Here is a 21865-nt window from a genome sequence, read left to right as displayed (position 1 = left end):
ACCGCTGCGCGGTACGGGGGAGCCGTACGCGCGGCGCTCGGGCGCCGCGCGTACGGCTTCACGGGTGCGGCCTCAGAACTGGGCGGGGGTACCGCCGCGCTTCTTGTGGAGGCTGATGACGACCGTGTTGTCCGGGCTCACGGAGGACTCCACCTCGCCGGCCAGTGCGGAGAGCACCGTCCAGGCGAAGGTGTCCCGCTCCGGGGCGCGGCCGTCGGTCGTCGGTGCGGAGACCGTCACTCTGAGCGAGTCGCCGACCAGCCGGAACTCACACGCCAGTACGGAGCCCGGCACCGCCTGCTGGAGCAGGATGGCGCAGGCCTCGTCCACCGCGATCCGGAGATCCTCGATCTCGTCCAGGGTGAAGTCCAACCGGGCCGCGAGGCCGGCCGTCGCCGTCCGCAGCACCGAGAGGTAGGCCCCCGCTGCGGGCAGCCGGACTTCCACGAAGTCCTTCACTCCGGGCTCGCCGTCGATCTGGGACACCCTCACCTCCTGGGTGACGCGCGGTGCTTGCGGCGGCAGCGCTTGTTGCGACGCTGCCGCGGCACTTCCTGTTGCATTGCTCAACTGCTTCGCCCCAACTGTCCAGAGGGGTGGTGCGGTACGTACCGGTCATACCCACGTGGGGAGGCCGGAACGCCGCGCATCCGCCCGAGACGTTACCGCGATACCCGTGCCCGTGTCCCGATCTGGGACCGTCGTCACGGGAACGAGCGAAAGACCGTCAGGAGCCGAGGGCGGTGAGCGCCTCGTCGGTGAGCCGGTAGACCGTCCATCCGTCCATCGGAACGGCACCGAGTGACTTGTAGAAACCGATCGAAGGAGTGTTCCAGTCGAGCACGGACCACTCCATCCGCGAGTACCCGCGCTCCACGCAGATCCGCGCCAGCTCGGTCAGCAGCGCCTTGCCGTGACCGCCGCCGCGCTCGCTCGGGCGGACGTACAGATCCTCCAGGTACACGCCGTGGGTGCCGCGCCAGGTCGAGAAGTTCTTGAACCAGAGGGCGAAGCCGACCGTCTCACCGGTGGTGTCGTCCTCGGCGACCAGGCCGAACAGGGCGGGGTGCGGGCCGAACAGCGCGTCCTGCAGCTGCGCCTCGGTGGCCTGGGCCGCCTGCGGCTCCTTCTCGTACTCCGCGAGCTCGCGGATCATGGTGTGGATGGCGGGGACGTCGGTGGTGGCGGCGGTGCGGATCATACTGGCGAGGGTACTCGGGGGCACCGCCCGGGTGACGTGCCCCCGGGAGCGGTCAGGAGCCCGCCTCGTCCCAGGCCTGGATGGCGGTCTGGTCGACGATCTTGCCGTCCTTCAGGTCGGCCATCGCGCTGCACAGCACCTTCGTGCCGTCCGGGTACTCGCAGGACTCCATCCAAGCGACGTGGCCGTCGCCGACGACGACCTGTTCGAGCTTGTGGGTCATGTCCCGGCTGTAGACGTCGGCCAGGATCGGCTCGATCTCGGTGCGCCCGTGCGCGACCATCGGGTGGCTGGGCTGGCTGCGGTGGTCGATCATCCGCATCTCCGCGTCGTCCGCGTAGAGGGACAACAGGGTCGACGCCTTGCGCTGCTCGATGCCCTCCCGCAGGGCCTCGGTGTCGAAGGCGGTGGTGCCCATGGCGGTCTCCTTCGCTCGCATACGACGAGCCGGACCGGGGCGGTTCGACCCGTATTCCGAGCGTACGCCGCCGGGAACGCCGACGCCCCCGGCCGCGTGCTGCGGACGGGGGCGACGGTGTCAGGTCTGAGCGGGGCTCAGGCCTTCTTGGTCTCCCAGAAGATCGCGTCGATCTGGGCGATCAGGTCGAGCAGGGCCTGGCCGGTGGCCGGGTCGTTCGAGCCCTTGGCAGCCGAGGCGGCCTTGCCGGCGTTGTTGAACAGCTCGTGCAGCTGCGGGTACTTCTCGAAGTGCGGGGCCTTGAAGTAGTCGGTGTGCAGCACCGAGAGGTGGTGCTTGACCAGCTCGGCCCGCTCCTCCTTGATGACGATGGCGCGGGTACGGAACGCCGCGTCCTCGTTGGCCTGGTACTTCTCCTGAGTGGCCTTCACGGACTCGGCCTCGATCCGGGCCTGGGCCGGGTCGTAGACACCGCAGGGCAGGTCACAGTGGGCGTGCGCGGTGGCTCGCGGAGCAAACAGACTAGAGAACATGGGAGTCCTTCCTTAGATCGTCTTCCCGCGCTGAGATTACCCTTACGACCGCCGGGTTTCGCGGCTGGGGAGGGGAACCTAGGGCGAAAGGCGGACCCCGAACCGGGCGATATCGGGCGGGGTCGGCCGTTCGGCGGACACCGGAGCCGCCGGTGACGGACGAGTGGTCAGCAGGACGGGCGGTCGGAGTGGGCGAGATGGGTTCAGAGGCACGGAGTGCCGGGCTGCTGCCGCTCGGCGTGGTCGACGTGGCGGGGCCCTCGATGGTGCCGACCCTCTACGACGGCGATCTGGTGCTGGTCCGCTACGGCGCCCGGATCACGCCGGGCGCGGTGGTGCTCTGCCGCCACCCGCTGCGGCAGGACCTGTTGGTGGTGAAGCGGGCCCACGGGCGCCGGGGGCGCGGCTGGTGGCTGCTCTCCGACAACCGCTTCGTGGAGAGCGACAGCCGGGAGTACGGCGCGGTGCCGGACGAGCTGGTGCTCGGGCGCGTCCTGCTGCGGCTCCGGCCGCGCATCGGCTGGATCGCCCGCCGGCCCGGAGGCCTGCCCGGCTAGACCTGCCCGGCTAGGCCTGCTGGGCCGCCGCGGCTTCGAGCCGCTTGCGGGCGCGGTAGGCCGCGACGTTGGCCCGGGTCGCGCAGCGGTCCGAGCAGTAGCGGCGGGAGCGGTTGGTGGAGGTGTCGAGGTAGGCGTTGCGGCAGGGCGCGGCCTGGCAGATGCCGAGGCGGTCGGCGCCCAGCGCGGTGAGGTGTATGGCCAGGCCCATGCACGCGACGGCGGTGAAGTTCGCGGTGGCGGTGGGGGCGTTGTCGGCCAGGTGCAGGTGCCAGCGGGGGCGCCCGGCCTCGTCCAGGTAGTCGTGGCCGGAGACCAGCGGGCTGACGGGGTACTCGACCAGCAGGCTGTTGAGCAGGTCGACCCCGCGCACCTCGTCGCCCTCCGCCGCCGCCTCGAAGACCCCGCGCAGCCGGACCCGGACGGCCCGCAGCCTCGGCAGGTCGGATTCGTCGGCGATCGCGGAGGCCCGGCTCGGCTCACCGAAGAGATCCCGGACGGCCTCGACCGAGGTCAGTGCGTCGGTGCCGCGACCGGGCTCCTCGCTGTTGACCAGCCGGACGGCGAAGTCGGCGTACGAGGCGAGCTCCACGGGGGTCCTTCCCAGAGGTGGTAACGGGTGAGCTGCCACCAGGGTATTACCAAACGCGTCGGCGCCCGCCACGATTCGTGGCGGGCGCCGAGCAGGAGGACGTGTCAGAGCACCTTGGAGAGGAAGGCCCTGGTCCGCTCGTGCTGCGGGTTGGTGAGCACCTCGCGCGGGTGGCCGGACTCGACCACCACGCCGCCGTCCATGAAGACCAGTGCGTCGCCGACCTCGCGGGCGAAGCCCATCTCGTGGGTGACGACGATCATCGTCATGCCCTCCTCGGCCAGGCCGCGCATGACGTCGAGGACGTCACCGACCAGCTCCGGGTCGAGCGCCGACGTCGGCTCGTCGAAGAGCATCAGCTTCGGCTTCATGGCCAGCGCACGCGCGATCGCGACGCGCTGCTGCTGTCCGCCGGAGAGCTGCGACGGGTAGCTGGCGGCCTTGTCGGCCAGGCCGACCCGCTCCAGCAGGGCCATCGCCCGCTCCTTGGCGGCGGACTTGCCCTCGCCCTTGACCTGGACGGGCGCCTCGATCACGTTCTCCAGCGCCGTCATGTGGGGGAAGAGGTTGAAGCGCTGGAAGACCATGCCGATGTCGCGGCGCTTCACCGCCACCTCGCGGTCCTTCAGCTCGTACAGCCGGTCGCCCTTCTGGCGGTAGCCGACCAGCTCGCCGTCGACGGAGAGGAAACCGCCGTTGATCTTCTCCAGGTGGTTGATGCACCGGAGGAAGGTCGACTTGCCGGAGCCGGACGGGCCGATCAGGCAGAACACCTCGCCCTGCCGCACTTCGAGGTCGATGCCCTTGAGCACCTCGACCAGGCCGTACGACTTGCGCACGCCCTCGGCCCGGACCATCGGGTGACCGCTGCTCTGCGGAGTCATCAGGTCGGTCGGCTCGGTCATGACATCCCCCCACTGTGCGGGGTGCCCGCAGCGGCCGTCGGCGGCAGCGGCTTGCCCTTGAAGAGAGCGCGCACGCGCTCCAGCGGTGTCGGCGGCAGCGCCCGGTTGGCGCCGCGTGCGTAGTACCGCTCGACGTAGTACTGGCCGACGGTCAGCACGGAGGTCAGGAAGAGGTACCAGATGCTGACGGCGATCAGCACGGGGATGGTCTGGAAGGTGCGGGAGTAGATGTTGTGGCCGGCCTGGAAGAGCTCCTCCAGGGCGATCACGGTGACCAGCGAGGTGGTCTTGAGCATCGAGATGGTCTCGTTGCCGCTCGGCGGGATGATCACCCGCATGGCCTGCGGGAGGACGATCCGGCGCATGGTGTCGAAGCGGCTCATGCCGAGGGCCTGGGCGGCCTCGGTCTGGCCCTCGTCCACCGACTGGATGCCGCCACGGACGATCTCCGCCATGTAGGCGGCCTCGTTGAGGCCGAGGCCCAGCAGGGCCGCGACGAAGACCGGCACGAGCTTGTTGGTCGACTCGGACCAGAACTCGGGGCCGAACGGGACGCCGATGGAGAGGTTCGCCCAGAGGGCGCCGAGGAAGTTCCAGAACACCAGCTGGACGAGGACGGGAGTGCCCCGGAAGACCCAGATGTAGAACCAGGCCGTGGTGGAGAGCAGCGGGTTCGGCGAGAGCCGCATCACCGCGAGGATGATGCCGCCGACCATGCCCATCACCATCGCCAGGGCGGTCAGTTCGAGCGTCTTCACCAGACCGCGGAGGATCTGCGGGTCGAACAGGGTCGAGCCGACGATGTTCCACTCGAAGGCGGGGTTGTAGATCAGGGCATGGAGCAGCATCGCCGCCAGGACGATGACGACGAGGGCTCCGGCCCAGCGTCCGGGGTGGCGGACCGGCACGGCCTTGATCTGCTCAGGCCGCGCCGGCTTCACCTCCCCCTGGTCGGAATGATTCACAGTGGTGGCCTCAGGGGGTGTTGTGGTGCGGGATCAGCTGGTGGCGCCGTTGATGACGGACTTGTCGATCGCGCCGGACTCGACGCCCCACTTCGCCAGGATCGCCTTGTAGGTGCCGTCGGCGATCAGCGACTGGATCGCCCCCTGAACGGCCTTGGCCAGGTCGGAGCCCTTGGCGACGACGACGCCGTACGGGGCGCTGTCGGTGGTCGAGCCGATCTTCTCCAGCTGACCGTTGGTCTGCTTGAGGGCGTAGTCGATCACGGGGGAGTCGGCCAGCATGACCTGGTCGCGGTTCGAGATCAGGGCCGTGGTGACGTCCGTCTGGAGGGTGAACTTGTCACCGTCGTTCGGGATGGTCGGCTTGCCGGCCTTGGTGCAGGCGGGGTTGAGGGTGTCGTGGATCAGGTCGGCCTGGGTGGTGCCGGTCTGGACGGCGACCTTCTTGCCGCACAGGTCGTCGGCCGAGATCTTGTCCGGGTTGCCCTTCTTGACCGCCTGGGAGGTGCCCGCGGTGAAGTAGGTGACCATGTCGACCGTCTTCTCGCGCTCCTTGTTGTCGGTGAAGGAGCTCATACCGAGCTGGTACTTCTTCGCCGCGATGCCCGGGATGATCGAGGTGAAGTCCGCGTTCTGGACGTCCGCCGTCAGACCCAGCTTCTGCGCGATCGCCGCGGCGAGGTCGACGTCCATGCCGACGATGGCGCCCTTGTCGTCCTTGAACTCGTTCGGCGCGTACGAGGCGTCGGCGGCCACGACCAGCTTGCCGGAGGACTTCACGTCGGCCGGGACGAGGGCCGCCAGCGAGGCGTCGGCCGTGGGGGCCTTGACCGAGGCACTGGCACTCGGCGCGCCGGAGCTGCCGGAGGAGCTGCCGGAGCTGCTGCAGGCGGTGAGCAGGAGGGAGCCCGTCACGAGGACGGTGGCGGCGAGCAGGCGGGGGCGCTGGGTACGGGCGGTCATTGGGGGGATCTCCTCCTGGGAGGTCGGGCGGAGCACGCCGCGGGGGCGGCGCACCAGGGCCGACGGGCCCGCACCGCACTGTGCGGGGCCTTCGGGTGCTGCTGGTCCTGCCGGTGTTGCCGTGCCACCCTCCGCCGAGGTGGACAAGCGATCGCTGCCTCGACCCGGGGCCCCTGCCTGGGAGGCCGGGGTGGCTGTCGCGATCCGAGATGGGGGGAATCCTGCCACCCTGTGTCGCCGAACGGGCCCATCTTCAGATCAAAATCGGATAACAAGGGGTCAGAGTGTCCGCTATCCGGAGTAATTCGGTGACCCTGTCACCCTGCGGATAAGTATGCAGACCGAAGCGCGCCACGCCCGGAGGCCCGTCCGTGGGTGGGCGGGACTATGCGGCGTACGGGTGAGTGGCGACCGTCATGCCGGGCCGGGCGGCGGGTGTGTCAGAATCTGGTATCGGGTGACCCCCGATACCAGAACGCCAGACCCGCCGAGTCGCGACAGGCTCGGGGCGCGTAGGACCGGAAGCCGAAGACAGAGGCTCTGGATCCGAAGTGCCAGCTCCCCTCCGAGTCTGCGTTCACTCCTGCGAGTGTGCGTGTCCGATCGTCGTTGCCAGCACGAGCCCCAGTACTTCCGAAACTGGAGGCGGTCAAGTGGTGAGCGGGGCGTGAACGGCACGTCAAGAGGACAAAAAGGCATAGGTGCGATGCCTTTGTCCGACCTAGGCTGACCCGATCCGGACTTGTCCGGACGTGTCGGGCACCTTTCGGCAGGCCGGGAGGCCGGCAGGTCGCAGGCACAGCACAGCAACCCAAAACCCTCACTCGAGGGCGCCGCCCGACGGCCGCGCCCCGACCCACCTCCGGGTACGCATCGGCGTACCCGGGCTTTGCGCACTCCGCCTCCGGCGCGTGCGGGCCGGGTCGTAAGCCCGTCGGCCCGTGCGCTCTCGCCGAACATGACGAAGAGGTCATCGTGGCAGCGGAGATCATCCACCCGAACACCGAGGACACCGTCGACCCGGTCGACGCCGTCTTCGCACTCCACCGCGGCGGCAAGATGGAGGTCCGCGCGACGGTGCCGGTGCGCGACGCGGACGACCTGTCCCTCGCGTACACCCCCGGCGTGGCCCGGGTCTGCACCGCGATCGCCGAGCAGCCCGAGCTGGTCAACGACTACACCTGGAAGTCGAACGTCGTCGCCGTCGTCACCGACGGCACCGCCGTGCTCGGCCTCGGCGACATCGGCCCCGAGGCCTCGCTGCCGGTCATGGAGGGCAAGGCGATCCTCTTCAAGCAGTTCGGCGGCGTCGACGCCGTGCCGATCGCGCTGGCCTGCACCGGCGTGGACGAGATCGTCGAGACCGTCGTCCGGCTCGCCCCGTCCTTCGGCGGCGTCAACCTGGAGGACATCTCCGCCCCCCGCTGCTTCGAGATCGAGCGGCGCCTCCAGGAGGCCCTGGACATCCCGATCTTCCACGACGACCAGCACGGCACCGCGATCGTCTCCACCGCCGCGCTGTGGAACGCCGCCAAGGTCACCGGCCGCGAGATCGGCGACCTGCGGGCCGTCATCTCCGGCGCGGGCGCTGCGGGCATCGCGATCGCCAAGATGCTGGTCGCGGCGGGCATCGGCGACGTCTCGGTCTGCGACCGGCGCGGCGTGGTGTACGAGGGCCGGGGCGACCTGACTGACGTCAAGGCCGAGATCGCCGCCGTCACCAACAAGGCCGGGCTGAAGGGCTCGCTGGCCGACGCGCTCGCCGGGGCGGACGTCTTCATCGGCGTCTCCGGCGGCACCGTGCCGGAGGAGGCCGTCGCCACCATGGCCGAGGGCTGCTTCATCTTCGCGATGGCCAACCCCAACCCGGAGATCCACCCCGAGATCGCGCACAAGTACGCGTCCGTGGTGGCCACCGGCCGTTCGGACTTCCCGAACCAGATCAACAACGTGCTGGCCTTCCCCGGCATCTTCGCCGGGGCCCTCCAGGTCCGGGCCACCCGGATCACCGAGGGCATGAAGCTCGCCGCGGCCCAGGCCCTCGCGGCCGTCGTCGCCGACGAGCTGACGCCGCAGAAGGTCATCCCGTCGCCCTTCGACGAGCGGGTCGCTCCGGCCGTCACCAAGGCCGTCGCCGAGGCCGCCCGCCGTGAGGGCGTCGCCAAGCTGTAAGCGGTCGTCTCACGCGGTTCGCCACACACGGGCCCGGGACACGCGGTGGAGGTCACACTCCTGCGTGGTTCCGGGCCCCGGCCGTTCGCCGCTAGTGTCCGGGACATGTACGCCGCCTACGCCGCACGCATCGACGCCGACGACCCGCTGAGCGCCCTGGAGTTGGGCGAGCTCCCGGAGCCCGAGGCCCGCCCGGGATGGAGCGTGGTCACGGTCCGGGCCGCCACGCTCAACCACCACGACCTCTGGTCGCTGCGCGGCGTGGGCCTGCCCGCCGAGCGGCTGCCGATGATCCTCGGCTGCGACGCCGCCGGGGTCGACGAGCACGGCAACGAGGTGGTCATCCACTCGGTGATCGGCCAGAGCGGCCACGGCGTCGGCCCGGACGAGCCCCGCTCGATCCTGACCGAGCGTTACCAGGGCACCTTCGCCCAGCGCGTCGCCGTACCCACCTGGAACCTGCTGCCCAAGCCCGCCGAACTGTCCTTCGCCGAGGCCGCCTGCCTCCCCACCGCCTGGCTGACGGCGTACCGGATGCTCTTCACCAAGGCGGGCGTGAAGCCCGGTGACACCGTCCTGGTGCAGGGCGCCGGCGGCGGCGTCTCGACGGCACTCGTGGTGCTCGCGAAGGCGGCCGGCCTGCGGGTCTGGGTCACCGGCCGGGACGAGGCCAAGCGCGCCCGCGCGGTCGAGCTCGGGGCCGACGCCGCCTTCGAGAGCGGCGCCCGGCTGCCCGAGCGGGTGGACGCGGTGATGGAGACCGTCGGCGCCGCGACCTGGAGCCACTCCGTCAAGGCGCTCAAGCCCGGCGGCGCCATCGTCATCTCCGGCGCCACCTCCGGCCCGCACCCCAAGGCCGCCGAGCTGAACCGGATCTTCTTCCTCGAACTCCGCGTCCTCGGCTCCACGATGGGCACCAAGGACGAACTCGCCGGCCTTCTCGCCCTCTGCGCCAACACCGGCATCCGCCCGGTCGTCGACTCCACCTACCCCCTCACCGAGGCCCGCGACGCCTTCGCCCGCCTCGCCAAGGGCGACGTCTTCGGCAAGCTCGTCCTGACGCCGTGACTTCCTGACTTTGTGACAGCCAGAGGCGGCCCGGCGCGGACACCGGGCCGCCTCTTCGGGGTCAGCTCAGGGTGGTGCGGATGTGGGCTGCGGCTGCGGCCAGGGCGGCCTGGGCGGCCCCCAGCTGGGCCGGGGTCACGCCGGTGTCGCGGGCGGTGTCGCGGATCTGGTCGCGGAAGCGGTCCAGAAGGCGTTCCAGTTCGCGGGCCGGGTCGGCGGTGGGGTCGGTGGCGGCCCACGGCGGCAGGTCGGTGACGGGCTGCTTGTCGAGGTCGATCCGGTCGACCCGGATCTCCTCGTCGGCGGGCGGCGCCGCGGGTGTGCCCCACTTGGCGGCGTCGGCCAGCCCGGCCAGGCCCTTGGTCAGCTCGGAGAGGCCCTCGGCCAGGCCGGTGGACCAGTCGCCGCGGGCGGCGGCCTCGCGGACCTGCTGCTCGACCCGGCGCTTGATCCGCAGGGCCTCCTGCTGCGCCGCACTGCGGGCTGCCTTGGACTGCTCGCGCAGCCGGCGGGCCTCCTCCTCGGCGGCCTTGGCCTGGGCCTTGGCCGCGCGCTCCTGCTCCTTGGCGCGGGCGGCCTGCTCCTTGGCCTGCGCCTTGAACTGGGCGAACTCCTCCTTGGCCCGCTTCCAGGACTCCTTCTCGCCCCAGGGCCCGGCCCACGGGTCGCCGCCCGAGCCGCCGCCCGGCCGGGGGGCCTGCTTCGCCGCGTTCCACAGCTCCTCGCGGAGGTCCTTCGCGCTGTCCCGGACGTCCTCCCGGATCGCCCCGGCGAGCTGCGCGACGGAGTCGCGGATCTCGGCCTCCAGCTCGTCCAGCTCGCCCTGCCGGGCGGCCAGCTCGGTGCGGCCCGCCTCGGTGAGCCGGTAGACCTTGCGGCCGCCCTCGGTGCTCTGGGTGACCAGGCCCTCCTTCTCCAGCTTCGCCAGCCGGGGGTAGACGGTGCCCGCCGAGGGCGCGTACGTGCCCTCGAAGCGCTCCTCCAGGAGGCGGATCACCTCGTACCCGTGGCGGGGCGACTCGTCGAGCAGCTTGAGCAGGTACAGGCGCAGGCGGCCGTGCCCGAAGACGGGGGTCATCTCAGATCTCCTCGGTGGTGTCGGCGGCGCTGGGCAGCTCCTTGACGAAGCTCGGCCGGTCGTCCTCCGGCTCGGGGCGGCGCAGCACCGTCACCGCGCCGGAGACGGTGGTGACCTGGAGCTTGCCGCTGCCCGAGCCGATCTCGCCGGAGAGCCGCTTGGCGCCCCAGGTGCCGTTGACGGTGAGCTCCTCGAAGGTGCTGGAGAGGTCGCCGCTGGTGGTGCCCAGCTCGACCTTGGTGTCGGCCAGCGAGGGCAGCCGGATGCCGACCGCGCCGCTGACGGTGGTGACGTTGATGTCGGCGGCCGTCCGGACGTCCAGGTCCAGGGTGACGTTGCCGCTGACCGACTTGGCGGAGACCCGGTCCGCCCGCCCGGCGACCACCGTCAGGTCGCCGGAGATGGACTTGGCCCGGAGTTCGCCGGAGACCGCCTGGGCGTCGATGTTGCCGGAGACGGTGTTGGCGTCGGTGCGGCCGGAGAGCCCGACCAGCGTGGTCTCGCCGCTGGCGCCGTGCACCGAGACCCGGCCGGAGATGCCGGAGACGGTGGCGTCGGCGGAGACCGTGCCGACCTTGACCTCCGCGCCGGCCGGGACGGCCAGCGAGACCACCGCGCGGTTGTGCCTGCGCAGGGTGGCGAAGAGCGACTTCACGGACTCCATCGACTTCAGGGCCTCGGAGAAGCGGTTCACGTTGAGCTCCGGGTAGGAGACGGTGAGCACGCCGTCCTCCAGGCTGACCCGCAGCGGGTCGCCCTCCAGCTCGGTGACCTCCAGCCGGGCCGGGCCGTCGGCCGCGACGACGTTCACCGCGCCGGCCACGATCCGTACCTGGAGCGTGCCGACCGGCTCGTCGATGGTGATCTTCTCAGGTCCGCTGACAACCCACTGGCTCATGACTGGTCCCGCCTCCCGTTGCGATTCGCGATGTATCGCGTCTCCCTGTAGAACACGATATATCGCGTGCCGTGAATGTCAAGCACGCCCGGGAAGGGCGCCCGGAGAGACACGAAGGGCCCGGGAGGTGAAACCTCCCGGGCCCTTCCGACGGCGCTGCGTCAGTCCTCGTCCTCGTCGTCCAGCCTGGCCAGCCAGGTGGCGAGCCGCTCGACCGGGATCTCGAAGTCCGGGTTGAGGTCGACGAACTCGCGCAGCCGCTCGGCCAGCCACTCGAAGGTGACCTCCTCGTCGCCGCGCCGGCTCGCCAGCTCCTCGATGCCTCGATCGGTGAAGTACACGGTGCTCTCCGGTCCGGTGGGGTGTGACAGACGCCAGATTAGTACGCGCCGTCACGACCGAGGCCCGGCCCCCGCTGCGGGCGGGAACCGGGCCTCGGTCGTACAGGCGTCGTACGGGCGGTACTACAGGGTGAAGATCTCCTCCAGCAGCGCCGCCTGCTCGGCGCCGTGCCGCTTGGCCGAGCCGACCGCCGGGGCGGACGAGGCGGTGCGGGCGACGCGACGCAGGCGGGAGCCGTTGGCGCTGCGGCCGACGACGACCTGGAGGTGGTCGACCAGGTTCATCGCGATGAACGGCCAGGCACCCTGGTTGGCCGGCTCCTCCTGCGCCCAGACGAACTGGACGTCGTCGCCGTACTTGGCCAGCTCCTCCTGGAGCTCGGCCACCGGCAGCGGGTAGAGCCGCTCGACCCGGACGATCGCCGTGTCGGTGACACCGCGCTCGGTGCGGGCCGCCGCGACGTCGTAGTAGAACTTGCCGGCCGTGATGACGACCTTGCGCACGTTCGCCGGGTCGACGGTGGTGTCGCCGATGACCGGACGGAACGAGCCGGAGGTGAACTCCGCCGCCGCACTCGCCGCCGCCTTCAGACGCAGCATCGACTTCGGGGTGAAGACGACCAGCGGCTTGTGGTGAGGGTTGTGCGCCTGCCAGCGCAGCAGGTGGAAGTAGTTCGACGGCAGCGTCGGCATCGCGACCGTCATGTTGTTCTGCGCGCACAGCGCGAGGAAGCGCTCCGGGCGGGCGGACGAGTGGTCCGGGCCCTGGCCCTCGTAGCCGTGCGGCAGCAGCAGGGTGACGCCGGAGTGCTGGCCCCACTTCTGCTCGGCGGACGAGATGTACTCGTCGACGATGGTCTGCGCGCCGTTGACGAAGTCACCGAACTGCGCCTCCCACATGACCAGCGCGTTCGGGCGGGTCAGCGAGTAGCCGTACTCGAAGCCCATTGCCGCGTACTCCGACAGCAGGCTGTCGTAGACGGTGTAGCGGGCCTGGTCCTCGGTCAGGTACAGCAGCGGGGTGTAGTCCTCGCCGCTGACCCGGTCGATCAGCACCGCGTGGCGCTGGCCGAAGGTGCCACGGCGGCTGTCCTGGCCGGCCAGGCGGACGGGGTGGCCCTCCATCAGCAGCGAGCCGATGGCGAGCGTCTCGCCCATGGCCCAGTCGATGGTGTTGTCCTCGACCGAGGCGGCGCGGCGCTGCAGCTGCGGCAGCAGACGCGGGTGGACGGTCAGCCACTCCGGCAGGTTGACCTGCGAGGCGGCGATCCGCTTCACCATCTCCTCGGAGATGCCGGTCCGGATGTTCACCGGGAAGTCCGCCTGCGGCTTGCCGTTGGCGGCCGGGGCGGGCGTCTGGGTGGCCTCGCGGACCTCGGAGAAGACCTTCTCCAGCTGGCCCTGGAAGTCCTGGAGCGCCTGCTCCGCCTCTTCCATCGTGATGTCGCCACGGCCGATCAGGCCCTCGGTGTAGAGCTTGCGCACCGAGCGCTTCTTGTCGATCAGGTCGTACATCAGCGGCTGGGTGAACGACGGGTTGTCGGCCTCGTTGTGACCGCGACGGCGGTAGCAGATGAGGTCGATCACGACGTCCTTGTGGAACGCCTGGCGGAACTCGAAGGCGAGCCGCGCGACGCGGACCACGGCCTCCGGGTCGTCGCCGTTCACGTGGAAGATCGGGGCCTCGATCATCCGCGCGACGTCGGTGCAGTACATCGACGAGCGGGAGGACGCCGGGGCGGCGGTGAAGCCGACCTGGTTGTTGACCACGATGTGCACGGTGCCGCCGGTGCGGTAGCCCCGCAGCTGCGACATGTTCAGCGTCTCCGCGACGACGCCCTGGCCGGCGAAGGCCGCGTCGCCGTGGACCTGGATCGGCAGCACCGGGAAGGTCGTGCCGCCCTGGTCCAGGATGTCCTGCTTGGCGCGGGCGATGCCCTCGACGACCGGGTCGACCGTCTCCAGGTGGGAGGGGTTCGCGGCCAGCGAGACCTTGATGGTCTCGCCGTCCAGGCCGGTGAAGGTGCCCTCGGACCCCAGGTGGTACTTGACGTCGCCGGAGCCGTGCATCGACTTCGGGTCGAGGTTGCCCTCGAACTCGCCGAAGATCTTCGCGTACGGCTTGCCGACGATGTTCGCCAGCACGTTCAGCCGGCCGCGGTGGGCCATGCCGATGACGGCCTCGTCCAGCCGGTGCTCGGCCGCCGAGTCGATGGTCGCGTCCAGCAGCGGGATGAGCGACTCGCCGCCCTCCAGCGAGAAACGCTTCTGCCCGACGTACTTGGTCTGCAGGAACGTCTCGAAGGCCTCCGCCGAGTTCAGCCGGCGCAGGATGCGCAGCTGCTCCTCGCGCTCCGGCTTCGAGTACGGCTTCTCCAGGCGCCCCTGCAGCCACTTGCGCTGCTTCGGGTCCTGGATGTGCATGTACTCGATGCCGACGGTGCGGCAGTACGTGTTGCGGAGCAGGCCGAGGATGTCGCGGAGCTTCATCATCTTCTGGCCGCCGAAGCCGCCGACGGCGAACTCGCGCTCCAGGTCCCACAGCGTCAGCCCGTGCTCGACGACGTCGAGGTCCGGGTGGCGGCGCTGCTTGTACTCCAGCGGGTCGGTGTCCGCCATCAGGTGGCCGCGCACGCGGTAGGCGTGGATCAGCTCCATCACGCGGGCGGTCTTGTTGACCTCGTCCTCGTGGGTGGCGGCGACATCGGTGGCCCAGCGGACCGGCTCGTACGGGATGCGCAGCGAGGCGAACACATCGTCGTAGAAGCTGTGGTCGCCGAGCAGCAGCTGGTGGATCGTGCGCAGGAACTCGCCCGACGCCGCACCCTGGATGACCCGGTGGTCGTAGGTCGAGGTGAGCGTCATGATCTTGGAGATGCCCAGCTTGGCCAGGGTGTCCGGGGACGAGCCCTGGAACTCGGCCGGGTACTCCATGGCGCCGACGCCGACGATGGTGCCCTGGTTCTGCATCAGGCGCGGCACGGAGTGCACGGTGCCGATGCCGCCGGGGTTGGTCAGCGAGACGGTGACGCCGGTGAAGTCGTCCATCGTCAGCTTGTTGGCGCGGGCCCGGCGGACGATGTCCTCGTAGGCCTGCAGGAAGCCGACGAAGTCGAGCGTCTCGGCCTTCTTGATGGCCGCGACGACCAGCTGGCGGTCGCCGTTCGGCTTCACCAGGTCGATGGCCAGGCCGAGGTTGATGTGCTCCGGCTTCACCAGGAAGGACTTGCCGTCCTTGACCACGTAGCTGTGGTTCATCCCCGGGCTGGCCTTGATGGCCTGGACCAGGGCGTAACCGATCAGGTGCGTGAAGGAGACCTTGCCGCCACGGGCACGCTGCAGGTGGTTGTTGATGACAATCCGGTTGTCGATCAGCAACTTCGCCGGAACGGCGCGGACCGACGTGGCGGTCGGCACCTCCAGCGAGGCGTCCATGTTGGTGGCGACGGCCTTGGCCGGGCCACGCAGCGGGATCAGCTCGGGGCCCTCGGCGGCCGGGGCGGACACCGCAGCAGCGGTGGCCTTCGGCGCCGGGGGAGCGGCCGGGGCTGCGGCGAGCGGCGCGGGCGCCGGCTGTACCGGAGCCGGAGCGGCCGGTGCAGCGGGTGCGGGCGCCACCGGAGCAGCCTGAACGGCAGCAGTCGGGGCAGGGGCGGCAACGGCGGTCGGCGTGGGGCCGACCTGGGTCGCGGCCTGGGTCACTGGAGTCACCTCGGTACCGGGCTTGTAGTCGGCGAAAAAGTCCCACCAGGCTCGGTCAACCGAGTTGGGATCCTGGAGGTACTGCTGGTAGATCTCGTCGACGAGCCACTCGTTGGGGCCGAAGCCAGTGGAGCTTGCCGAGCTGACGGGGGTTTCGGGGTGTGGCGACACGGGGCAACCGCCCTCTTCCGCTTCCTTTTGGGATGGTGGACAGCGGGGATTAAGGCTACGCCTCCCACGAGTGATCGCGCAGTCCCCAGCGGGCAGGCGTCGCCCAGATCACAGTGTCGACCTGCAATTTGGCCGAAAACGAGCGTTAGAAATCTCCACTGACGGGGAAGCTGGCGCCTCCCCGTCAGTGTCGAACCTATCCAAAATCGGGCAAAAGTGCAGGTCCGGACCCGAATAACTGATCTGACGGAGTCCCCGACCGCCTTCTGTCCCAGTTGTGTGACAACTGTGCAGGTTACGGGCGGACCGGGATCTCACCCGGCAGAGCGACCTCGATCCGGCAGCCCCTGGCAGCCTCCGCCACCCGGATCTGCCCGCCGTGCAGATCGACCGCCCAGCGGGCGATCGCCAGGCCCAGCCCGGTGCCGCCGTCGGAGCCCGGCCCCTGGGACGTCGCGGTGCCGCTGCGCCCGAAGCGCTCGAAGACCTGCGACCTGTCCTGCACCGGGATGCCGGGCCCCTCGTCCGCGACCTCCAGCACCAGCGCCCCGGGCCGCTCGCCCGGTCTGGCCAGCACCGTCACGGTGCCGCCGGCGGGGGAGTGCTTGCAGGCGTTGTCGACCAGGTTGGCGACCACCTGGTGCAGCCGCTCCGGGTCTGCGACGCCGGTCAGGCCCGGCGGCTCGACGTCAAGCCGCAGCCGGACGTCGTCCCGCCGGGCGTACGCGCCGCCCGCCGTCGCGCCGTCCACCGTCACGCCGCGCAGCACGCCGTCCAGGAAGGGCCGCACCTCGAAGGAGCGGGCGTCCAGCGGCACCACGCCGCCGTCCAGCTTGGAGAGGTCGAGCAGGTGGGTGACGAGGCGCCCGAGCCGTTCGGTCTGCTCCAGCGCGGCGCCCAGCGTGCGCGGGTTGGGCTGCACGACGCCGTCCACCACGTTCTCCAGGACGGCGCGCAGTGCGGCGATCGGGGTGCGCAGTTCGTGCGAGACGTTGGCGATCAGCTCCCGGCGGTGCCGGTCGGACGCCTCCAGATCACCGGCCATCCGGTTGAAGGTCTCGGCCAGCTCACCGATCTCGTCCCGCGAGGAGACCTCGACGCGGCGGCTGTAGTCGCCGCCCGCCATCGCGTGTGCGGCGGCCGTCATCTCGCGCAGCGGGGCGGTCAGCCCGTGGGCGAGGAACTGCATGAAGAGCAGGGAGGCGATCATCGAGAAGACCATGATGACCCGGATCTCGGTCCGCGAACGGACGGCGACCTCCATCATGCCGGTGGCCAGGAACACCGAGACGATCACCAGCAGGGCGAGCTTGCCCTTGATCGAGCGGACCGGGTCGAGCGGCCTGATGTCGGCCCAGACGCGGCTTGCGGCGCGCGCGGCCAGCCCTCGGCGCGGGTTGTCGCCCGCGCGTGCCCCGTTGCGTTGCTGTGGAAAGGTCATGTCGCCTCTGAGTCATCCCCCCGCGAATGCTCCGACGTGACACGTGGGACGTAGGGCCCCCCGGAGGCCCGAACGCCCGGTGTCACCTGCCCTCCGCCGTGGCTGACGCCTGGCGGAGGGGTCACTGCGAGAGGGGTGCCTCCAGGGCGTACCCGACGCCGTGCACCGTACGGATCCAGCTCGCGCCGATCTTCCGGCGCAGTGCCTTGACGTGGCTGTCGACCGTGCGGGTGCCGGAGGCGTCCGTCCAGTCCCAGACCTCCGCCAGCAGCTGCTCGCGGGTCAGTACCGCGCGCGGCTGCGCCGCCAGGCAGGCGAGCAGGTCGAACTCGGTCGGCGTCAGGTGGACGTCGCCCGAGCCGAGCCGGACTCTGCGCTGGACGTGGTCGATCTCCAGTTCGCCGAACCGGAGGCTGCCGAGCGCGGGAGTGCGGGCGGCCTGCTGGGCCCGCTCGACCCGGCGCAGCAGCACGTTCACCCGCGCCGCCAGCTCGCGCATCGAGAACGGCTTGGTCATGTAGTCGTCCGCACCGACCCCGAGACCGACCAGCAGGTCCGTCTCGTCGTCGCGGGCGGTCAGCATCAGGACGGGTACCGGGCGCTGTGCCTGGATGCGCCGGCACACCTCCAGGCCGTCGAAACCGGGCAGCATCACGTCGAGCACGACGAGATCGGGTTGCCAGGTGTGGAAGCCGTCCACCGCGCCGGGCCCGTCGTGGGCCACGGCGACCTTGAAGCCCTCCGCTCCGAGCCGGGCGGCGATCGACTCGGCGATCGTCGGCTCGTCCTCCACCACGAGCACGCGTCGTTGCGTACTCACCGCTCCGTTGCTGCTGCTGTCCTGCTGAATCTCTGTCACGGTCACGCCACCGCCCCCAGGGCTGCGGGCCGGCTGCCTGTGGGGACAGCGGGCTCCGCTCGTAGTCGTCTTGTTCCGTCGTGGGCTGTGCCCCGCAGGCGGGCTCCGTACCGTGCCGTCCGCCGTCGGCACCGGAGTGGAGAGCCCGTGGTTCCTGCCACCGGTCTCTCCGCACTTTCCGCACTGTTCGCAGCGTACGGACACTGCGAGTGTCCCGGCAGGTCAACCGGACATATCCGGCCTGTGGGCCGGTGCCGACCCTGGTCAGGACGGGGCACGGGGCGATACCTTACCCGGCAAAAATATCGCCCGTAACGGTGCGTATGCACCCGAGGTGATGACAGACTCGCCCCCGGAGCTGCTACTTGTCCGTAAACAAAGGGCAGCGCCGTGCCAGGGCGGGCGAGCTGCTGACAGATCTTCACAGCTCATCCTCAGCAAGCTCTCAGAAGTGCAACGTATCGTGGGCACGACAAGTTTTGAGTAACGATGTTGTGTGCGGTTCAGGGGGCGGAACGACAGGTGCGGCGGCCGAGTGTGCCGCCGGTGCGGCGGCCGGTACCGACGGCCGGACTGGAGGCGACATGGCGGACTCGCGACGAGACACGACGCTGCCCCGCGAGCCCCTGCAGACGCTCATGTCAGTGCCCGTGTCAGCACCCCTCGCGCTGACCCCCGTGCCGTACGGCGCACTCCGGTACGGGCTGCGCGGCTGGCTGCTCGCCGGGGTCGGGCGGCTGCTGCCGACTCCCCGGCAGAACCGCTTCGCGCTCGGCTACCTCGCGGTCCTGCTCGGCACCACCGTCTTCTCCCGCCTCGCCGACCCGCAGCTCGTCCACCGGCTGCAGGAGTTCTCCAGCACCGACGGGCACAACCTGCTGCACCGGCCGGTGCTCGCGCTGCTCTTCAGCGGCGTCTGGGTGGCCGGCCCGGTCTGGATGCCGTACCTCTGGGCCTTCGCCCTCACCGTCGCCCCGCTGGAGCGGCGGGTCGGCCCCTGGCGGGCGGCCGGCGTCTTCGCTGCCGGACACGTGGCGGCCACCCTGCTCTCGCAGGCCGTCGTCGCCGTCGGCGTCGCGACCGGGCGGGTGCAGCCGAGCGCCCTCGACGCCCTGGACATCGGCATCAGCTACGGCGTCCTCGCCAGCCTCGGCGCACTCGCGGGCCTGCTCCGGCCCCCGGGCCGCCTGCTGGCCCTCGGGGCGGCCGGCGCCCTGATCGCCCATCAGTACCTGAACGACCAGGACCTCGTCACCGGCGTCGGCCACCCGGCGGCCCTGCTGATCGGCATCAGCCTCTGGAGCCGCCTGCGCGGTGGCCCCGGCGCGGGCCGGCGGTTCCGGATGCGGCTGCGTCTTCGCCGCCCCGAGCTCGTCGCCGCCAACGGCTGACCTCTCCTCTTTCTTACGCAACCCGCGCGGCCGTTCCTGCTGGTCGGTCGCGTCTGTCGGCGTGCTCGCTCAGAGCGAACACCGCCGTGGGAACAATCCGCGTCCGCCAACCCTTAGTCAGGTCAACTCAACTTCGCTGACTGGGGAGAGATCATGGCATCGACGTCCACTCCGCTCACTCTGCCCGTGCTGCCGCTCGACGACGAGGTCGTGCTGCCCGGCATGGTCGTCCCGCTCGACCTCAAGGACACCGAGGTGCGCGCCGCCGTGGAGGCGGCCAGGAGCGCCGCCACGGGCGGGGCGAAGCCGCAGGTGCTGCTGGTGCCCCGGCTCGACGGCTCGTACGCGGCGGTCGGCACCCTGGCGACCGTCGAACAGGTGGGGCGGCTGGCGGACGGCGACCCCGCGGCGCTCGTCCGCGGCATCCGCCGGGTGCGGATCGGCACCGGCACCACCGGCCCCGGCGCCGCGCTCTGGGTCGAGACCAGCAGCTTCCGTGAATCCGACGCCGGGCTGCCGGTCGCCGGGCGGGCCGCAGAGCTGGTCCGCGAGTACAAGGCGCTCTCCACCCAGTGGCTGCGCAAGCGCGGCGCCTGGCAGATCGTCGACCGCGTCGCCCAGATCGAGGGCGTCGGCGAGCTCGCCGACAACATCGGCTACGCCCCCTTCGCGACCGCCGAGCAGAAGCTGAAGGCGCTGCTGGAGGCCGACCAGGTGGCCCGCCTGGAGTACGCGCTGACGCTGCTGCGCGACCACCTCGCCGAGGAGGAGGTCAACGACACCATCCGCAAGGACGTGGAGGAGGGGGTCGCCAAGCAGCAGAAGGAGTTCCTGCTCCGCCGCCAGCTGGAGGCCGTCCGCAAGGAGCTGGCCGAGTTGAACGGCGAGGCCGCCGACGAGGAGGGCGACTACCGCGCCCGGGTCGAGGCGGCGGACCTGCCGGAGAAGGTGCGGGAGGCCGCGCTCAAGGAGGTCGACAAGCTGGAGCGCTCCTCCGACCAGTCGCCCGAGGGCTCCTGGATCCGTACCTGGCTGGACACGGTGCTGGAGCTGCCGTGGAACGAGCGCACCGGCGACGCGTACGACATCGCGGGCGCGCGGGCCGTGCTGGATGCCGACCATGCGGGCCTGGCCGACGTGAAGGACCGGATCGTCGAGTACCTGGCCGTGCGCAAGCGGCGCGAGGACCAGGGGCTCGGGCTGGTCGGCGGCCGTCGCGGGGGAGCGGTGCTGGCGCTGGTCGGGCCGCCCGGGGTCGGCAAGACCTCGCTCGGCGAGTCGGTGGCGCGCGCGATGGGGCGCAAGTTCGTGCGGGTCGCGCTCGGCGGCGTCCGGGACGAGGCCGAGATCCGGGGCCACCGGCGCACCTACGTCGGCGCGCTGCCCGGCCGGATCGTCCGCGCGGTCAAGGAGGCCGGCTCGATGAACCCGGTCGTGCTGCTGGACGAGATCGACAAGGTCGGCTCCGACTACCGGGGCGACCCGGCGGCGGCCCTGCTCGAGGTGCTCGACCCGGCGCAGAACCACACCTTCCGCGACCACTACCTGGAGGTCGAGCTCGACCTCTCCGACGTGGTCTTCCTGGCGACCGCCAACGTGCTGGAAGCCATCCCGGAGGCACTGCTCGACCGGATGGAGCTCGTCCGGCTGGACGGCTACACCGAGGACGAGAAGGTCGTCATCGCCCGCGACCACCTGCTGCCGCGCCAACTGGAGCGGGCCGGGCTGAAGCCCGAGGAGGTGACCGTCGCCGAGGGCGCCCTGCGCAGGCTCGCGGGGGAGTACACCCGCGAGGCGGGCGTCCGGAACCTGGAGCGCTCGGTCGCCCGCATCCTGCGGAAGATCACCGCGCAGAGCGCGCTCGGCGAGCGCGAGCTGCCCGTCGAGATCGGCCCCGACGACCTGCGGGCGCTGATCGGCCGGCCGCACCACACCCCCGAGGCGGCCCAGGAGCCCGCCGAGCGGCGCACCGCCGTCCCCGGCGTCGCCACCGGCCTGGCCGTGACCGGCGCGGGCGGTGACGTCCTCTACATCGAGGCCTCGCTCGCCGACGCCGAGACCGGCGGCACCGGGCTGACCCTGACCGGCCAGCTGGGCGACGTGATGAAGGAGTCCGCCCACATCGCGCTCTCCTACCTCCGCTCGCGCGGCGCCGAGCTGGAGCTGCCCGTCACCGGCCTGCGGGAGCGCGGCATCCACCTGCACGTCCCCGCCGGAGCCGTCCCCAAGGACGGCCCCAGCGCCGGCATCACCATGACCACGGCCCTGGCCTCGCTGCTCTCCGGCCGCAAGGTCCGCACCGACGTGGCAATGACGGGCGAGGTCTCGCTGACCGGCCGCGTCCTGCCGATCGGCGGCGTCAAGCAGAAGCTGCTCGCCGCCGACCGGGCCGGGCTCACCACCGTGATCATCCCCAAGCGCAACGAGCCCGACCTCGACGACGTCCCCGCCGAGGTCCTCGACCGCCTCACCGTCCACCCGGTGGCCGACGTCCGCGAGGTGCTGGCGCTGGCCCTGGAGCCGGCGGAGATCCTGGTGGCCGCCGCCTGACGCACCCGGCCGAACCTCAGGGGCGCGGGGTCCTCCCCGCGCCCCTGTTCGGTTGCCCCG

At 70.9% G+C, this 21865-nt stretch carries 18 protein-coding genes and 1 pseudogene; 5 read left to right on the top strand and 14 right to left on the bottom strand.

The genetic code is table 11. The annotated features are described in order from the left end of the window. Nucleotides 1–72: 72 nt before the first annotated feature. From ACR68M_RS11185 to sodN, 4 genes are all read right to left on the bottom strand, one after another. On the bottom strand, nucleotides 73–486 hold the full coding sequence (locus ACR68M_RS11185; RefSeq protein WP_441250301.1) for an anti-sigma regulatory factor: 414 nt from the start codon (nucleotides 484–486) through the stop codon (nucleotides 73–75). A gap of 241 nt (nucleotides 487–727) precedes the next feature. Beyond that, a complete protein-coding gene (locus ACR68M_RS11180; protein WP_441250300.1) occupies nucleotides 728–1201 on the bottom strand; it encodes an N-acetyltransferase family protein in 474 nt (157 codons plus the stop codon). A 52-nt stretch (nucleotides 1202–1253) separates the two neighbouring features. Further along, nucleotides 1254–1619, bottom strand: a complete 366-nt coding sequence (locus ACR68M_RS11175) for a nuclear transport factor 2 family protein (RefSeq protein ID WP_441250299.1) — start codon at nucleotides 1617–1619, stop codon at nucleotides 1254–1256. 137 nt (nucleotides 1620–1756) lie between these two features. After that, nucleotides 1757–2152, bottom strand: a complete 396-nt coding sequence (sodN, locus tag ACR68M_RS11170; RefSeq protein WP_441250298.1) for a superoxide dismutase, Ni — start codon at nucleotides 2150–2152, stop codon at nucleotides 1757–1759. 197 nt (nucleotides 2153–2349) lie between these two features. Here sodN and sodX point away from each other — a divergent pair. Next, a pseudogene (gene sodX / locus ACR68M_RS11165) lies at nucleotides 2350–2673 on the top strand (nickel-type superoxide dismutase maturation protease); the annotation flags it as partial. 46 nt (nucleotides 2674–2719) lie between these two features. Here the strand turns inward: sodX and ACR68M_RS11160 are convergent. The 4 genes from ACR68M_RS11160 to ACR68M_RS11145 form a co-directional block, all read right to left on the bottom strand. Further along, on the bottom strand, nucleotides 2720–3301 hold the full coding sequence (locus ACR68M_RS11160) for a CGNR zinc finger domain-containing protein (RefSeq protein ID WP_441250297.1): 582 nt from the start codon (nucleotides 3299–3301) through the stop codon (nucleotides 2720–2722). 104 nt (nucleotides 3302–3405) lie between these two features. Then, the gene (locus tag ACR68M_RS11155) at nucleotides 3406–4206 is read right to left on the bottom strand and encodes an amino acid ABC transporter ATP-binding protein (protein ID WP_441250296.1); all 801 of its coding nucleotides are present in this window, start codon (nucleotides 4204–4206) and stop codon (nucleotides 3406–3408) included. Beyond that, a complete protein-coding gene (locus ACR68M_RS11150) occupies nucleotides 4203–5171 on the bottom strand; it encodes an amino acid ABC transporter permease (protein ID WP_441250295.1) in 969 nt (322 codons plus the stop codon). Before ACR68M_RS11150 ends, ACR68M_RS11155 begins: the two co-directional genes overlap by 4 nt. Before the next feature lie 33 nt (nucleotides 5172–5204). Continuing rightward, on the bottom strand, nucleotides 5205–6134 hold the full coding sequence (locus ACR68M_RS11145; protein ID WP_441250294.1) for an ABC transporter substrate-binding protein: 930 nt from the start codon (nucleotides 6132–6134) through the stop codon (nucleotides 5205–5207). 975 nt (nucleotides 6135–7109) lie between these two features. Between ACR68M_RS11145 and ACR68M_RS11140 the strand changes: the two genes are divergently transcribed. Beyond that, on the top strand, nucleotides 7110–8306 hold the full coding sequence (locus ACR68M_RS11140; protein WP_441250293.1) for an NAD(P)-dependent malic enzyme: 1197 nt from the start codon (nucleotides 7110–7112) through the stop codon (nucleotides 8304–8306). Between the two features lie 105 nt (nucleotides 8307–8411). After that, entirely contained in the window at nucleotides 8412–9374 is a 963-nt protein-coding gene (locus ACR68M_RS11135; protein ID WP_441250292.1) for a zinc-binding dehydrogenase, read from the top strand. 61 nt (nucleotides 9375–9435) lie between these two features. On the opposite strand, the gene ACR68M_RS11130 is transcribed toward ACR68M_RS11135, so the two are convergent. The 6 genes from ACR68M_RS11130 to ACR68M_RS11105 form a co-directional block, all read right to left on the bottom strand. Further along, the gene (locus tag ACR68M_RS11130) at nucleotides 9436–10452 is read right to left on the bottom strand and encodes a helix-turn-helix transcriptional regulator (RefSeq protein WP_441250291.1); all 1017 of its coding nucleotides are present in this window, start codon (nucleotides 10450–10452) and stop codon (nucleotides 9436–9438) included. Nucleotide 10453: 1 nt separating this feature from the next. Then, a complete protein-coding gene (locus ACR68M_RS11125) occupies nucleotides 10454–11350 on the bottom strand; it encodes a DUF4097 family beta strand repeat-containing protein (RefSeq protein ID WP_441250290.1) in 897 nt (298 codons plus the stop codon). Between the two features lie 161 nt (nucleotides 11351–11511). Next, nucleotides 11512–11691: a DUF6104 family protein gene (locus tag ACR68M_RS11120; protein WP_057226968.1), complete on the bottom strand. Its 180-nt coding sequence runs from the start codon at nucleotides 11689–11691 to the stop codon at nucleotides 11512–11514. A gap of 123 nt (nucleotides 11692–11814) precedes the next feature. Beyond that, nucleotides 11815–15564: a multifunctional oxoglutarate decarboxylase/oxoglutarate dehydrogenase thiamine pyrophosphate-binding subunit/dihydrolipoyllysine-residue succinyltransferase subunit gene (locus ACR68M_RS11115; RefSeq protein ID WP_441250289.1), complete on the bottom strand. Its 3750-nt coding sequence runs from the start codon at nucleotides 15562–15564 to the stop codon at nucleotides 11815–11817. Between the two features lie 295 nt (nucleotides 15565–15859). Further along, entirely contained in the window at nucleotides 15860–17005 is a 1146-nt protein-coding gene (locus ACR68M_RS11110) for a HAMP domain-containing sensor histidine kinase (protein ID WP_441250288.1), read from the bottom strand. A gap of 121 nt (nucleotides 17006–17126) precedes the next feature. Next, entirely contained in the window at nucleotides 17127–17864 is a 738-nt protein-coding gene (locus tag ACR68M_RS11105; RefSeq protein WP_441250287.1) for a response regulator transcription factor, read from the bottom strand. A 650-nt stretch (nucleotides 17865–18514) separates the two neighbouring features. On the opposite strand from ACR68M_RS11105, the gene ACR68M_RS11100 reads away from it, so the two are divergent. Together ACR68M_RS11100 and lon are read left to right on the top strand one after the other, a co-directional pair. Further along, nucleotides 18515–19255 carry a rhomboid-like protein gene (locus ACR68M_RS11100; RefSeq protein ID WP_441250286.1) on the top strand — a complete coding sequence of 247 codons (741 nt, stop codon included), beginning with the start codon at nucleotides 18515–18517 and terminating at the stop codon, nucleotides 19253–19255. Nucleotides 19256–19408: 153 nt separating this feature from the next. After that, on the top strand, nucleotides 19409–21805 hold the full coding sequence (gene lon, locus ACR68M_RS11095) for an endopeptidase La (RefSeq protein WP_441250285.1): 2397 nt from the start codon (nucleotides 19409–19411) through the stop codon (nucleotides 21803–21805). Nucleotides 21806–21865: the final 60 nt, after the last annotated feature.

Origin of the sequence: Kitasatospora sp. McL0602, from assembly GCF_052076145.1 — a bacterium.
In the GTDB taxonomy this organism is placed as follows: domain Bacteria; phylum Actinomycetota; class Actinomycetes; order Streptomycetales; family Streptomycetaceae; genus Kitasatospora.
The sequence above is the reverse complement of the archived record's forward strand: the minus strand, read 5'-3'. Positions and strand labels throughout refer to the sequence as shown.

Coding starts and splice junctions, on each gene's coding strand:
- ACR68M_RS11180 (WP_441250300.1), bottom strand. CDS start 1,201: ATGATCCGCACCGCCGCCACCACCGACGTCCCCGCCATCCACACCATG.
- ACR68M_RS11175 (WP_441250299.1), bottom strand. CDS start 1,619: ATGGGCACCACCGCCTTCGACACCGAGGCCCTGCGGGAGGGCATCGAG.
- sodN (WP_441250298.1), bottom strand. CDS start 2,152: ATGTTCTCTAGTCTGTTTGCTCCGCGAGCCACCGCGCACGCCCACTGT.
- ACR68M_RS11155 (WP_441250296.1), bottom strand. CDS start 4,206: ATGACCGAGCCGACCGACCTGATGACTCCGCAGAGCAGCGGTCACCCG.
- ACR68M_RS11145 (WP_441250294.1), bottom strand. CDS start 6,134: ATGACCGCCCGTACCCAGCGCCCCCGCCTGCTCGCCGCCACCGTCCTC.
- ACR68M_RS11135 (WP_441250292.1), top strand. CDS start 8,412: ATGTACGCCGCCTACGCCGCACGCATCGACGCCGACGACCCGCTGAGC.
- ACR68M_RS11130 (WP_441250291.1), bottom strand. CDS start 10,452: ATGACCCCCGTCTTCGGGCACGGCCGCCTGCGCCTGTACCTGCTCAAG.
- ACR68M_RS11125 (WP_441250290.1), bottom strand. CDS start 11,350: ATGAGCCAGTGGGTTGTCAGCGGACCTGAGAAGATCACCATCGACGAG.
- ACR68M_RS11110 (WP_441250288.1), bottom strand. CDS start 17,005: ATGACCTTTCCACAGCAACGCAACGGGGCACGCGCGGGCGACAACCCG.
- lon (WP_441250285.1), top strand. CDS start 19,409: ATGGCATCGACGTCCACTCCGCTCACTCTGCCCGTGCTGCCGCTCGAC.